Here is a 13,279-nt window from a genome sequence, read left to right as displayed (position 1 = left end):
GAGGGGTCGGGCGGTGGTGGTCGCGCCCGCCCAAGGCGGTTTGCCCGCCCGGCCGTTGTGTGCGCGGTGTCCGGGGGAGGGCGCGGGCGGTGGTGCGTAAGGCAGCGAGGAGGGCGCGGCGGGGCGCGGCTGGGTGGCGCCGTGGCGGAGAGGGCGCTCGGGGTGTGGGCGGGCGGGTGGCGGGGTTAGAGGTAGGCGCGGGTGGCGGTGATGAGGTCGGGGGTGGCGTCGCGGGTGTCGACGTAGAGGGCGGTGTCGGGGGTGCGTTCGCGGATGTCGCGCTCCCTGATGGCGAAGACGGCCGGGGCGGCGGCGCCCGTGCCGTAGCGGGAGGCGATGGCCGCCGTGGCGGCTCGCCGTACGTCGGCGACGACCTGGCGGGTCTCGTGCCCGGTGCCCGAGGCGGCCGCGTACCCGAGCATCGCCGCGAAGCGGAGTTCGGTTTCCGAGGCGGGGCGCTGCTGGGGCAGGACGGGACGGTCCAGCCAGAAGACCTTCCCGGCGAGGAAGGCGTCGTAGGGCAACTCGCGCGCCGTCTCCGTCAGGAGCGCGCCGAACTCGGCCAGGTCGGCGTCCGGCGGCAGGTCCGTCGTGACGAGCAGCGGCACGATCAGCGAATCGAGCATGGCAGGCACCCTTTCGTGAGGTCGCTCATCGTAGGGGGCGGCACTGACATTCTCACGCCGGGCGGGGCGGTGTTGGCAGCGGTTTGGTCCAGGTGAGGGAGTACCGCCACAGCAGGTGCCGTCGCCACCGCGCCCGGGGCAGCAGGGTCAGGGCTTCGCGGCGGACGGCGGACCAGGTCATCGTGGGCGCGGCGACGGGGGTGTTCTGCTCGGCGCCGCCGTGGACGCGGGAGACGATCTGGTGCTTGACCACGCTCATCCCGTCGATCACCCAGTCGAGGAGAGTGGCGTTGGCGGCGATGCCGATGACGACGAGCCGGCCGCCGGGGCGCAGCAGGCGCGCCATCCTGGTCAGGGCGGGTGCGAAGTCCATGTGGTGGATGGTGGTGACCGTGGTGACGAAGTCGTAGGACGACTCGGGCAGGTCACTGGCCAGGAAGTCGGCCTGGAGGTAGTCGGGGCGGCCTCCGGCGGACCGGGCCTCGGCGATCATCTCGGGGGAGACGTCCACGCCGGTGACCTGCCGGGACAGGGCGGACAGCTTGCGGGCCAGCAGCCCGTCTCCGCAGCCCACGTCCAGCGCCCGTTCGCAGCCGGCCGGCACGTTCGCCAGGACGAAAGGGTGGAAGGCGATGTTGTGGTTCCACATCGGCGTCACTCTAGACGTACAGGGAGTTCCATTCGTCCACGATGGCCGAGTGGACGACGGAGTCGCGCCAGCCGTCGGGCGCCAGCACGTGGTGCCGGATCCGGCCCTCCTCGATCATCCCCGCCGTGAGCATGGCCAGCTGGGCCGGGATGTTGGCCGGTGCGCGCGCGCCCCAGATCCGGTGCAGGCCCAGCGACCGGAAGCCGAAACCTAACAGGAGCCTGATCAGGTCGGTCCCGATCCCGCGCCCCCACTGGTCGGGCCGCAGGCCGAGGCCGATCTCCGCGCTGTGCGGGTGGTCGGCCTCGACGTGCAGGCGGGCGACGCCGATCACGCCGTGGTGGTCGGGATCGGTGACGGCCAGGAGGTAGAGGCGCCGGGGTTCGGTCGCTGCGGCGGCCATCGCTTCCTCGACGATCCCGGCGACCTCGTCGAGGGATCGTGGATTGAACGGCAGATGCTCGGTGGCCGCGCGGTTGCCGTAGATGGCGTGCAGGGCGTCGATGTCGGCAGGCGTGACGTCCCGCAGCCCGAGACGCTCGCCGACGACGTTGACGCAGTGCATGCGCTGACGGTAACGCCTACATAGTGATCTTTACAAGTGTTGTCAAGTCGCTAGTTGACTACCGTAAGCTCGCGCGACAAGTTCGGCGATCGCGCCGTGCGCGCCCAGGAGGTCGGCGTGGCCGGCGCCGATCTCCGTGGCGGCCTGTTCGACCAGGCCGGAGGGTGCGTCGATGGCGCACGGGGCGATGGCGAGGCGTTCGGCGCCGGCCGCCCGCAGGCGCTGTGCGGCCACGGCCACGCCGGGCGCGCTGTCGAGCGAGGCGGCCACCACCGGCATCGTCAGGCGGGAGGCCAGCAGCACGGCGGTGGGCTGGGCGGCCGCGACGGCCTGCTCGCCGCCGAGCGTGCCGAGGATGACGGCGTCGACGGGGCTGCCGACGTTCAGCAGGCGCACGCGGTCGGCTCTGGCCAGGCCGCGCTCGGCGAGGCGGATGTGCAGGGCCTCGGCGAGCAGCGGGTGCGGGCCGAGCGCCTGGGTGACGGCCGCCTCGGCGCCGCTGGCCGCCACGGCCTTGCCGATCTCGCCGAGGACTGCGGGGTCGTCCCAGGTCAGCAGGGGTACGACGACGCTCGCCCGGCTGTCGGTCAAAGCCTGGGAGAGCTCGGTGACGGCGGTGAGGCGTACCTCGATCTGCGGGTTGTCGACTCTCACCACGGCCGCGATGTCGGCGGCGGGTCCGTCGGTGCCGCCGGGACAGGCGAGCACGAGCACGGGGGCGTCCGGGGGTAGCGACGCGGGGACCGGACGACGGTGCCGGCCGCCACCGGGCCGGGGGGAACGTTCACGTACAGGCAGGCTCACAGGCGCGCATTTTATGCGGATTCGCCGATTGATGTAACGAAACCGGGCTGCGATTCGATCACGAGGCACCTGTGATCGAGATCACATCGTGACGTCCGCGAATGTTGACGGATGGTGACGAGGCAGAGCAGGGTGAAGCAACTAGAAACGCGTTCTAGAGCGACAGTTCAACCCCGGAGGACTTGGGATGAAGCCGTTCTATGTCCGCGAACTGCACGTGTATCCGGTGGGCGCCAACCGCATCCGCCTGCTGGCCATCGCCGTGCTCGCCTCGCTGGTCGCCAACTTCGAGACCACGATCGCCACCATCCTTCCCCTGCTGCGCCAGGACCTCGGCATGACGCTGGAGGTCTACGGGCTCATCGCGGCCGCCTCGGTGCTCGTGGGCGGCCTGTCGGCCGGATTCGGCGGCATCCTGTCGGACCGGTGGGGGCGCGTCACGATCCTCGTGCCCACCCTGACCGTCACCGCCGCCTGCAACTTCCTGCTGGCGACCGTCGAGACGACCACGGGACTGTTCGTGGTCAGGTGCCTGATGCTCTTCATCGAGGGCGCGGGGATCACCATCACCGCCTCGCTCGTACGCGACTTCTCGCCGCGGCTGGGGCGGGCGCAGGCGTTCGGGTTCTGGACGTGGGGACCGGTCGGCGCCGCCTTCCTGGCCTCGCTGATCGCCAGCGTGACCCTGCCGATGTTCGGCAACGCCTGGCAGTCGCAGGCGATCATCATGGGCGTCGTCTCGCTGCTGCTGTGCGCGGTGATCATCTGGCAGATCGCCGAGCCGTCGGCCGCCCTGCGCGCCCAGGTGATGCGGGCCGAGTCGGCGGTCCGCGTCGAGGAGAAGATCGATCCCGGCCGGGTACGCGAGCTGTTCCGCCATCCGCACCTGTGGGCCCACGTGCTCGGCAACACCGCCTGGCAGGTGCTGTACTGGACCTTCGCGATCTTCGGCCCGACCATCCTCAACGAGGCCTTCGGGATGGAGACCGCCGCCGCCAACGGCGTCGTGGCCATCGGCATCCTCCTCAACGCCCTGGCCGTGATCGTGGTCGGCCGCTTCTCCGACAGGCTGCAGACGCGCAAGCCGTTCACCGCCGTGGGGACGGTCCTGACGATCGCCGCGCTCGGCTACTACGTCAGCCTGATCGGCTCCCCTGCCTCCACCACCCAGATCACCGTCGTCTACGCGCTGATGTTCCTGTTCATGGGCGTCGCGTACGTGCCCTGGATGGCCAACTTCTCCGAGGACGCCGAAGATGTGGAGTCGCGGCTGCAGGGCGCGGCGCTGGGCATCTGGGGCATGGTCGTCCGGGTCATGATCGTGGTGCTGCTGATCGTCTCGCCGCAGGTCGTGGCCGGGGGCGGCTGGCGGGCATGGTTGCTGGTCGGCCTGGCCGGTCAGGTGATCTTCCTGGTGTCGATGGTCGCGTTCAAGGGCGGCTGGCGGCCCGCGCGCCACAACGCGAAGACCGCCGCCTGATCCTGAACGCCGGGCGGCGTTGGCAGCCGCCGCCCGGCGCCCCTTCCGCGGTGGCTCAGGCCCGCTGGGCGATCCGTTCGTCCTGGTCATGGGCGGACGGCGCGATGGCCAGGCCGAACGCGGTGATCGCCAGCGCGATGACCACGTAGATCGACACGGCCAGCGTCGACTTGTAGGTGTCGAAGAGCTTCAGCGCGACGATCGGGGCCAGGGCGCCGCCGACGATCCCGGCCACCTGGTAGCCCATGGAGGCGCCGCTGTAGCGCAGCCGCGTGCTGAAGAGCTCGGCGATGAAGGCGGCCTGCGGGCCGTACATGGCGGCGTGGGTGATCAGGGCGACGACGGCGGCGAGCGCGATCAGCGGGAACGACCGGGTCTCCAGCAGCGGGAAGAAGGCGAAGACCCAGACGGCGGCGGCCACGACGCCGGCCAGGTACACGGTACGGCGGCCGACGCGGTCCGACAGGGCGCCGAACGCCGGGATGAGGAACAACTGCAGCGCCGAGCCGATCAGCACCGCGTTGAGGCCGACCGAGCGGTCCATGCCCAGCGTGGTGGTGATGTAGACGAGGATGTAGGCGGTGAAGGTGTAGAAGGCCACGTCCACGCCGATCCGGGCGGTGAAGGCGGACAGCAGTGCCCTCGGGTGCGTCCGGATGACCTCCAGGAGCGGCATCTTGGCCTTGGCGCCCTTGGTGTCGATCTCGGCGAACTGCGGGGATTCGGAGATGCGGCGCCGTACCCAGAAGCCGACCAGCACCAGGACCCCCGACAGCAGGAACGGCACCCGCCACCCCCACGACAGGAAAGCCTCGTTGGTCAGCGTCAGGGACAGGACGGTCAGCAGGGCGGTGGCCAGGACGTAACCGGCGGGCACGCCCACCTGTGGCCAGCTGGCGTTGAAGCCGCGGCGGCGCTGGTCGCCGTGTTCCATGGTCATGATGACGGCGCCGCCCCACTCGCCGCCCAGCCCGAGGCCCTGGATGAAGCGGAGGGTGACCAGCAGGACCGGGGCCAGGATGCCGACGCTGTCGAAGCTGGGCAGCACGCCGATGAGGAACGTGGCGACGCCCATCATGAGGAGGGTGACGACGAGGACGGTCTTGCGTCCCACGCGGTCGCCGAAGTGGCCGAAGACGACGCCGCCGAGCGGCCGGGCGACGAACGCGACGGCGTTGGAGGCCAGCGCCGCGAGCGTGGCGTTGAACGGGTCGAGCGTCGGGAAGAACAGCTTGCCGAAGACCAGCGTCGCCGCCGTCGTGTAGAGGAAGAAGTCGTACCACTCCAGCGACGTGCCGACCAGGCTGGCGAGGATCACCCGCCGCGTCTGTTGGGGGGAGCCAGACATCGCATCGCCTTTCGTAGGTTTATCTCTCAACGTAAGGATCGTTGAACAATTCGACAAGAGGTTTGTGGGGTGATTGTCTGTTACATGTGGATGACGCGGTTGCGGATCTCGAGCGCGAGCGGTCCAGGCTCGGGCGTACCAGCACGGCGGAGCGGGTGGCCGACATCCTGCGCGACCGCATCATCGAGGGGTTCTTCGAGCCGGGGCAGCGGCTGTCGGAGGAGTCCATCTCCGAGGCGCTCGGCGTCTCGCGCAACACGCTGCGCGAGTCCTTCCGGCTGCTCGGGCACGAGCGGCTACTGGACCACCGGCTCAACCGCGGCGTCTTCGTCCGCGTGCTGTCGGCCGAGGACGTGGCCGACCTCTACCGCGTCCGCCGCGTGCTCCAGGACGCGGCGGTGCGCCGGCGCCCCACGGGGGCGGCGCTGGCGGTGATCAGGGAGGCGGTCGCCGACGCCGAAAGGTCGGCCGCGGCCGACGACTGGCGCGGCGTCGGCACCGCCAACATCCGCTTCCACCAGGCGCTGGTCGCCATGAACGGCAGCCCCAGGCTCGATGAGACCATGCGGCAGCTCCTGGCCGAGCTGCGGCTGGTCTTCCATGTGATGAAGAACCCGCGTACCTTCCACGAGCCTTTTGTCGTGCTCAACCGCAAGCTGCTCGAGCACATCGAGGCGGGACGCACGGACGAGGCGGCCGCCTTCCTGGCCGACTATCTGGACCACGCCGAGCGGCTGCTCGTCCACGCCTACGACCCCAGCCGATAGCGTGCGGTCATGGAGCGGACCTTCACCCTCGACGAGGCGCGCGCGATGCTGCCCGGAATCCTCGAAGAGGCGGAGCGGCTGGTCGCCGCCCGCGCCGATCTCGCCGAGATCGCCTTCGACCGCCAGCAGGAAGGCGTCTCCCCGCTGGGTGGCCTGGCCGAGCTGAAGGCCCTGGAGGCGCGGATCGAGGAGATCATCAGCGGCTGGCACGAGCGCGGGCTGCAGGTGAAGGGGATCGCGCCGGTGCTGCTCGACTTCCCCTCGGTGATCGGCGGGCGGCCGGTGGGCCTGTGCTGGATCGAGGGCGAGGTCGAGCTGGGCTGGTACCACCGCGACGAACTCGGCTTCGCCGGGCGGCGGCCCCTCCAGCGCGAATAGTGGCCGAGCTGTGACCAACCGTCCTCCTGCCGCACGGGTCCAACCCTGTGAGCGAAAGGAGGACGAGGATGAGACGACAGAGGATGAGACACAGCTCAGCGGCCGTCACGGTCGTCGCGGCGCTGCTCGCCGCCGGATGGGCCGCGACGCCCGCCGCCGCGCACACCGGGGCGGCACCCGAGGCGAGGGCCGCATGGATCAAGTCCTGCACGGACAAGCAGGACGTCTCCTACCCGTGCGGGCAGTGGCGGCTGATCATGCGCGACGGCCGCACGGTCACCGTGCCCGGCGCCGCGGCCGCGGCCACCGACGGAAAGGGCGTCCCGCAGTACCAGGAGGCGCCGTTCGCCGTCAGCGGTGACGGCCGCTGGATCGCCTACCTGCGCGCGAGCGACCACCGTCTGGTCGTACGGCGCGCCGCCGGCGGCCGGGTCACCGCACTGCCGAAGTCCCTGACCCCGAAGGCGTCGGGAACCATGGACCTCACGCTGCGCCTGTCGCCACGCGGCGACCGGATCGCGATCGACCACACCGACGGCAACAAGCCCGGCAAGATCGTCACCGTCAGGACGGGAGCGACGGTGAACCTTCCGGCGGACGACGTTCCGCAGGCCTTCAGCTCCGACGGGGACGAGCTGCTGGCCACGCGCAACCTCACCGACAACACCACCGCGCTGGTCGTGCACCACACCGACGGCCGGCCGCCGCTGCGGCGCACGCCGCCGCAGGTCATCGGCGCGGCCGGCGTGTACGCCCTGGCCGCCGACGGCAGGAACCTCGCCGCCCTCATCCCGGGCGACTACGACGGGGTCAAGCCGCCCAAGCTGCGCGAGTACGACCTGACCAGCGGCGAGATGGGCCCGTCGCTGAAGCTGGCGGCGCCCAAGGGCTACGTGCCCGCGGTCGCCTCCTACGACCGCGACGGCGGCCTCGGCGTGCTGTTCTACCAGGGGGAGAGCGGCACGGGGCACGCGTTGTCGGCCGGCGTGGACACCTCGGCGGGCACGCTCACCAAGCGTGACCGCTACACGATCAGCGCGGCCAGGTACGCCGCGCGGCTGGCGGGGGAGTGAAGGCCATGAAGATCAGGTTCACCGCCGCGCTGGCCGCGGGCGCCCTCGCCCTGAGCCTGTCACCGGCCGCCCCCGCGCAGGCGGGGCCGCACGACCACGACGCCGTCCGCTACGCCTCGCTGAAGGGCTGCGCCGACAAGAAGGACGAGCGGCGCCCGTGCGGACCCTGGCGGCTGGTCACGCACGACGGCAGGCAGCGGCAGTTGCGCGACGCGCAGACCGTGGCCAGGCACGCCGACGGCACCTCTTCGGGCTACCAGGTGGCGCCGATCGCGGTCAGCGGCGACGGCAGCCGCGTCGCCTACTTCACCAAGCGCGGACGCCTGGCCGTCCGCACGATCGGCGGCGGGGTGAAGCTGCTGGCCGCCGACGCGCTGCCGCGGGTCGCCCAGTACGACGTGACGCTCCTGCTCTCCGACGACGGCGCCAAGCTGGCCGCGGCGATCACCGGGAAGAAGACGCGGATCTTCGACACCGCGAGCGGCACGCAGCTCGGCTCGGCCGGCAGGAACGAGGCGGTTTCCGGCTTCAGCGGCGACGCCGACGAGTTGCTCACCTCCGCCGAGGGCGAGGAGCCCGTGACCGACCTGGCCGTCTACCGCGACAGCGGCGAGCAGGTACGCCGGGTGACCCCGCCGCAGGTCGTCGCCTACAACGGCCCCTACGCCCTGGCCGCCGACGGCGCGACGATCGCCAACGTGATCCAGGGCAGGAAGCCCGCGCTGGTCCTGTACGACAGCGCGGTGGACCAGGTCACCGCGAAGATCCGGCTCACGCTGCCGAAGGGCGAGGTGCTGAAGGCCGACTGGACGGGCGAGAACCAGGTGACGCTCCACCTGGCGGACGCGCCGGAGAGCGGGCCGACGAAGATGACCGTCGTGCGGGTCGAGGTGCCTTCCGGCAAGGTCACGGTCAGGGACCGCTACAGCGTCCTGGCCGACTCCTACGTCTTCGCCGCCTGCGGGGGCTGACACCGTACCCTGCAGGGATGGAGGTGCATTCGACCAGGGCGATGGCGGCGCGGGCGGTGGCGTTGTGCGAGGCCCTGCTGTGGGAGGAGCCGACGCCCGGGTCGATCGCCGGCGTCCTGCGGGCCCACGGGGAGCCGGGCCCGCTGGAGCTGACGCCGGACGACGTGCGCGCGATGCGCGCGGCGGCCGGGCGCCTCATGGAGCTGTTCGCCGCCCCGTCGGTCGGCGAGGCGGCGGGGCTGCTCAACGGGCTGCTGGCCGGCACCGCCTGCCCGCCGCGCCTGACCGACCACGGCGGCACGACGACCTGGCACCTGCACGTGGACCGCGACGACGACGCGCCGTGGGCGGAGTGGTTCCTGGCCTCCTCGGCGATGTCGATGGCGGTGCTGCTGGCCGATCATCAGCGGGTTCCCGCGGGGCTGTGCGCCTCGGCGAGCTGCGGGCGGCCGTTCCTGGACACCTCGGGCGGCAGCCCCAGGCGCTACTGCTCGCCGCGCTGCGCCACCAGGGAGCGGGTGGCCGCCCACCGCGCCGCCACCCGGGGCATGTAACGTCTCTTGCATGTTATGGCGTTACATGCTCGGGGCGGCCTCGGCGCGTACCGGCGACGACATGTCCGGGCCCGCGCTGCTCGTGCTCGGATTGGCCGTCAGCGGGTCGCCCGCGGTCGCGGGATGGCTGCTCGCGGGGCTGACGGTCTCGGCCTCGGTGGGCGGGCCGCTGCTCGGCGTGCTGCTCGACCGCGCGCGGTGGCCGGGACGGCTGCTGGCCTGGTGCCTGACGGGGTACGCGGGCGGGCTCCTGGTGATCCTCGCCCTCCTCGGCCGGGTGCCCGACGGGCTGGTGATCGGCCTCGCGGTGCTGACCGGGCTGCTCGGGCCCGCGCTGAGCGGCGGATGGACGGCGCAGCTGCCCCTGGCCGTGCCCGCGGGCTCGCTCCCGCGCGCCAACGCACTCGACTCGATCTCCTACAACGTCGCAGCCCTGCTCGGGCCCGCGCTCGCCGGGCTCATGGCGGCCTTCGGCGGCGGCTCCACGCCGGTGATCGCCGCCTGCGTCCTCATCGCCGCGTCCCTGCCCGTCGCCCTGTCGCTCCCGCCGCGCGAGCGCGTGGAGAAGACGACCTCGGTCGCCGCCGAACTCCTGGCCGGCGCGCGGGCGATCACCGGCAACCCGTCGCTGCGCCGCGCCACCGTGACCTCGATGATCTCCTTGGCCGGAGTCGCGATGCTGGTCGTGTGCACGCCGCTGCTGGGCGAGCGGCTCGTGGGCAGCGCCGGGTTCGGGGCGCTGCTCCTGGCCGTGACCGCCGCCACCGCCCTCGGCGCCAACGCGGTGCTGGCCCACCGTGCCCCCGCCGCCGGGAAGTGGTGGCCCGACGGCGTGCTCGTCGCCGCCACCGCCGTCGTCGGGGCGGGCATCGCCGTCGCGGCGCTCGCCGACTCCTTCGCGCTCGCCGTCGTGGCCGCCGCGATCGCGGGCGTGGGCGAGGGGCCACAGCTCACCGCCCTTTTCGCGGTACGGCACCGCGACGCCCCCGCCCGGCTGAGGAGTCAGATCTTCACCACCGGCGCCAGCCTGAAGATCACCTCGTTCGCCGCCGGGTCGGCGGTGGCCGGGCCGCTGGCCGTACACTCCGTGCCCCTCGCCCTCGCGGCCGGCGCGGCGCTGCAGGCGGCGGCGGTCGTGGCCTACGCGGCGATGTCGCTCAGCGCACCCCGCGCGGACGGAACTGGACGCTGATCCGCGGCCCGCACGGCCGCGCGGTCTTCGGCACGGCGTGCTCCCAGGTGCGCTGGCAGCTGCCGCCCATCACGATGAGGTCGCCGTGGCCCAGCTCGCGACGGACCGACGGGCCGCCGCCCCGGGGGCGGAGCAGCAGGCTGCGCGGCGTGCCGAGCGAGACGATGGCGACCATCGTGTCCTCGGCGGAACCCCGGCCGATGGTGTCGCCGTGCCAGGCGACGCTGTCGCGTCCGTCGCGGTAGAGGCACAGGCCCGCGGTGCGGAACGGCTCGCCCAGCTCCTCGGCGTAATGGGCGTCGAGCGCGGCTTTGGCCTCGGTCAGGACCGGGTCGGGCAGGGGCTCGGCCTCGCCGTAGAACTTCTGCAGGCGGGGCACGTCCACCACCCGGTCGTACATGACCCGGCGCTCGGCCTGCCACGGCACCTCGCGCAGCAGCCGGTCGAACAGCGCGTCGGCGCCGCCGAGCCAGCCGGGCAGCACGTCGATCCAGGCGTCCCGGGACAGCCGGGTGCGCACCGGAGCGAGCGGGCCGGGGCCGGGCTCCTCGTCCACGTCGAGCAGCGAGCCTTGGTAGAGCACATTCATGTGTTCGAGTGTACGTGATCGCCTGAACACACATTCGAAACTCGCTAGGCTCTCCTCATCCCCGACGCCGTGTGCGACGCTGAGAGGTGGCGTCGCCCTCAGTTCCCTCCGCACCGTGAGGCGGCGGGCCGACCATCATCCACACGAAGGAGCACGCCATGCTCACCACGAAGAACCTTTCCGGCACCCCGGTCTGGCTCGACCTCGGGAGCCCCGACCTTCCCGCGACCGTGGCCTTCTACACCGGGCTGTTCGGGTGGAGCCACCACACCATGCCGGGCGGCGGCGACTACGGGTCGTTCCAGCAGGACGGCAAGACCGTCGCGGCGGTGGGCAGGCTCACGGAGGAGGGGGCCAGCCCCGCCTGGATCCTCTACTTCCGCAGCACCGACGCCGAGGCCACCGCGAAGGCCGTCGAGCAGGCCGGGGGCACGGTCCGCATGGCGCCGTCCGAGGTCGGGCCGGAGGGCCGCATCGCGCAGTTCAGCGACCCGGCGGGGGCGGAGTTCGCGATCTGGGAGCCGGGGCAGCTCAAGGGGCTGGAGCTGGTGACCGTGCCGGGCTCGCTGTGCTGGGCCGAGCTCTACACGCCCGACGCCGGCGGCGGGCAGGGGTTCTACCGGTCGGTGTTCGACTGGAGCTTCGAGGACATGCCGATGGGCGAGCTGACCTACACCGTCGTCACCCCGCCCGGCGGCGGCGCCGACGACAGCATGGCCGGGCTCGTGCCCATGCCGGGCGTCGCGCCGCACTGGCTGCCGTACATCGAGGTGGGCGACTGCGACGCGGCCGTGGCCAAGGCGCGGGAACTGGGCGGCGCGGTGGCGGTGGCCGCCGAGTCGGTCGAAGGAGTGGGCCGCTTCGCCACCCTGACCGACCCCCACGGCGTCCGCTTCGCCGTCATGACCAGCTCCGGCTGACCGGGTCCGCCCCCCTGCCCTGTCCTGGCGGCTGGGCAGGGGGCCGGTGACGCACCCGGGTGGTCAGCGGCGGCTGAGGGCCAGGCGGGCCACCCTGCCCTGCTCGCCCGCCGCCCAGCAGCTCAGGTCGGGCGTGCACGACACGGTGTCGAACGAGCCCGTGTCGAACGTGTGCCACGTCCGGCCGCCGGTGAAGGAGATGTCGCTGCCGCTCGGGCCGACGGCGATCGCGGCCAGCGGGAGCAGCGCCACGCCCGAGCGGTAGGCAGGCGGCGGCACCCGAGAGGGCCGCCAGCTGGCGCCGCCGTCGGCGGAGTAGGCGCCGGCCGAGGGGGAGGCCTGGCCGGGCCGGTAGTCGCCGCCGACCGCGATGCCCTGGTGCCGGCCGCGGAAGGCGAGGGCGAACACCCCGCGGGCGGGGTCTCCGGCGGGGATGGGAGTGTCGGCCACGGTCCAGGTGCGGCCCCGATCGCGGGAATGGAACACGCGCGACCGCTCGGCGCCGCCACTGGCCAGCCACGCGTCCCGGCCGCCCGACGTCACCAGACACTGCCCGCCGGCCGCGAACCCGGCCTCGCCGGGCAGCGCGGCCGGCATCCCGGCGGCGGGCAGGACCGCCCAGCTCCGCCCGCCGTCCGACGTCGACAGGATCCGGAACCTGCCGTCCACCGGGTCGCTCATCGCCAGCCCGTGACGGCGGTCGAAGAAGGCCATGCAGTCGTAGAAGGCGCGCGGCTCGTCGTTGCGGAAGGTCTCCGTCCAGGTACGGCCCGCGTCGTCGGTCCGGTACACCCGCGAGTCGGTCCCCTCGCCGATGGACAGCGCCACGGCGGTGTCGGGCCCGAACGCCTCGATGTCGCGGAACTGCAGCGCGCCCGCACCGGGCGGGGAGACGTTCCGCCAGGTACGCCCGGCGTCGGCCGTCCTGAGCACGGTACCTTCGCTGCCCGAGGCCCACACGACGTCACGGCTCACCGGAGCCAGTCCGCGCAGGCGGGCGGTGACGCCGGTCTGCTTGAGGTCCCAGCGGAGGAGGTCGCCTCCGGTGAGGCCGCCGAGGTCAGGGGTGTCGGCCTGGGCGGGCAGGGGGGTGATCAGCGCACAGGCCGCGGCGACGGCCGTGATCGCGATACGTAACTTCATGCCGAGCAAGCTAAGCCCGCCCCTCCCACCCCGTCCACCACCCCCTCCCACCCGCCGCTCCCCGCTCCCCACTCTCCACTCACCGCTCGGCGGTCCCGGTCTCCGGGGCTCCCGGGTCCCGCGTCCCGGTCCGGGGTGCCGCGTCCCGGTCCGGGGTGCCGCGTCCCGGTCCGGGGTCCCCGGTCCCGGCACGCGGGTTCCCCGGTCCACAGCCCCGCGC

General features: G+C 72.6%; 15 protein-coding genes. 8 read left to right on the top strand and 7 right to left on the bottom strand.

The window, feature by feature from the left end; all coding sequences use genetic code 11:
- Positions 1-185 precede the first annotated feature (185 nt).
- Genes ACFWY5_RS18275 through ACFWY5_RS18260 form a run of 4 tightly spaced genes read right to left on the bottom strand, consistent with a single transcriptional unit; the run spans position 186 to position 2,644 of the window.
- On the bottom strand, positions 186-626 hold the full coding sequence (locus tag ACFWY5_RS18275) for a hypothetical protein (RefSeq protein WP_379623699.1): 441 nt from the start codon (positions 624-626) through the stop codon (positions 186-188).
- Positions 627-678: 52 nt separating this feature from the next.
- The gene (locus tag ACFWY5_RS18270; RefSeq protein ID WP_379633143.1) at positions 679-1,275 is read right to left on the bottom strand and encodes a class I SAM-dependent methyltransferase; all 597 of its coding nucleotides are present in this window, start codon (positions 1,273-1,275) and stop codon (positions 679-681) included.
- Between the two features lie 10 nt (positions 1,276-1,285).
- Entirely contained in the window at positions 1,286-1,840 is a 555-nt protein-coding gene (locus ACFWY5_RS18265; protein WP_379633141.1) for a GNAT family N-acetyltransferase, read from the bottom strand.
- Positions 1,841-1,882: 42 nt separating this feature from the next.
- The gene (locus ACFWY5_RS18260) at positions 1,883-2,644 is read right to left on the bottom strand and encodes a sirohydrochlorin chelatase (protein WP_379623693.1); all 762 of its coding nucleotides are present in this window, start codon (positions 2,642-2,644) and stop codon (positions 1,883-1,885) included.
- A 187-nt stretch (positions 2,645-2,831) separates the two neighbouring features.
- On the opposite strand from ACFWY5_RS18260, the gene ACFWY5_RS18255 reads away from it, so the two are divergent.
- Positions 2,832-4,124 carry an MFS transporter gene (locus tag ACFWY5_RS18255; protein ID WP_379633139.1) on the top strand — a complete coding sequence of 431 codons (1,293 nt, stop codon included), beginning with the start codon at positions 2,832-2,834 and terminating at the stop codon, positions 4,122-4,124.
- Positions 4,125-4,179: 55 nt separating this feature from the next.
- Here ACFWY5_RS18255 and ACFWY5_RS18250 read toward each other — a convergent pair whose 3' ends face one another.
- A complete protein-coding gene (locus ACFWY5_RS18250; protein WP_379633137.1) occupies positions 4,180-5,472 on the bottom strand; it encodes an MFS transporter in 1,293 nt (430 codons plus the stop codon).
- An 86-nt stretch (positions 5,473-5,558) separates the two neighbouring features.
- Here ACFWY5_RS18250 and ACFWY5_RS18245 point away from each other — a divergent pair, with 86 nt between their 5' ends.
- The 6 genes from ACFWY5_RS18245 to ACFWY5_RS18220 all read left to right on the top strand — a co-directional run bounded on the left by ACFWY5_RS18245 (position 5,559) and on the right by ACFWY5_RS18220 (position 10,407).
- Positions 5,559-6,239, top strand: coding sequence for a GntR family transcriptional regulator (locus ACFWY5_RS18245; RefSeq protein WP_379623686.1), 681 nt, complete (start codon positions 5,559-5,561; stop codon positions 6,237-6,239).
- Positions 6,240-6,248: 9 nt separating this feature from the next.
- Positions 6,249-6,617 (top strand): DUF2203 domain-containing protein, encoded by a 369-nt coding sequence (locus ACFWY5_RS18240; RefSeq protein WP_379633135.1) that lies wholly within the window; start codon positions 6,249-6,251, stop codon positions 6,615-6,617.
- Between the two features lie 68 nt (positions 6,618-6,685).
- Entirely contained in the window at positions 6,686-7,690 is a 1,005-nt protein-coding gene (locus tag ACFWY5_RS18235) for a hypothetical protein (protein WP_379633133.1), read from the top strand.
- A gap of 5 nt (positions 7,691-7,695) precedes the next feature.
- A complete protein-coding gene (locus tag ACFWY5_RS18230) occupies positions 7,696-8,661 on the top strand; it encodes a hypothetical protein (RefSeq protein ID WP_379633131.1) in 966 nt (321 codons plus the stop codon).
- Between the two features lie 17 nt (positions 8,662-8,678).
- Positions 8,679-9,215, top strand: a complete 537-nt coding sequence (locus ACFWY5_RS18225; protein WP_379623678.1) for a CGNR zinc finger domain-containing protein — start codon at positions 8,679-8,681, stop codon at positions 9,213-9,215.
- Positions 9,216-9,225: 10 nt separating this feature from the next.
- Positions 9,226-10,407 (top strand): MFS transporter, encoded by a 1,182-nt coding sequence (locus ACFWY5_RS18220; protein WP_379633129.1) that lies wholly within the window; start codon positions 9,226-9,228, stop codon positions 10,405-10,407.
- On the opposite strand, the gene ACFWY5_RS18215 is transcribed toward ACFWY5_RS18220, so the two are convergent.
- Positions 10,373-10,996: an alpha-ketoglutarate-dependent dioxygenase AlkB gene (locus ACFWY5_RS18215; protein WP_379623674.1), complete on the bottom strand. Its 624-nt coding sequence runs from the start codon at positions 10,994-10,996 to the stop codon at positions 10,373-10,375. The genes ACFWY5_RS18220 and ACFWY5_RS18215 overlap by 35 nt on opposite strands.
- Before the next feature lie 158 nt (positions 10,997-11,154).
- Between ACFWY5_RS18215 and ACFWY5_RS18210 the strand changes: the two genes are divergently transcribed.
- Complete coding sequence (locus ACFWY5_RS18210; protein WP_379633127.1) at positions 11,155-11,916, top strand: VOC family protein; 762 nt, start codon at positions 11,155-11,157, stop codon at positions 11,914-11,916.
- A 63-nt stretch (positions 11,917-11,979) separates the two neighbouring features.
- Here ACFWY5_RS18210 and ACFWY5_RS18205 read toward each other — a convergent pair whose 3' ends face one another.
- Entirely contained in the window at positions 11,980-13,059 is a 1,080-nt protein-coding gene (locus ACFWY5_RS18205; RefSeq protein WP_379633125.1) for a WD40/YVTN/BNR-like repeat-containing protein, read from the bottom strand.
- Positions 13,060-13,279: the final 220 nt, after the last annotated feature.

Source organism: Nonomuraea sp. NPDC059007 (assembly GCF_042740555.1).
Classification (GTDB): Bacteria; Actinomycetota; Actinomycetes; order Streptosporangiales; family Streptosporangiaceae; genus Nonomuraea.
The sequence above is the reverse complement of the archived record's forward strand: the minus strand, read 5'-3'. Positions and strand labels throughout refer to the sequence as shown.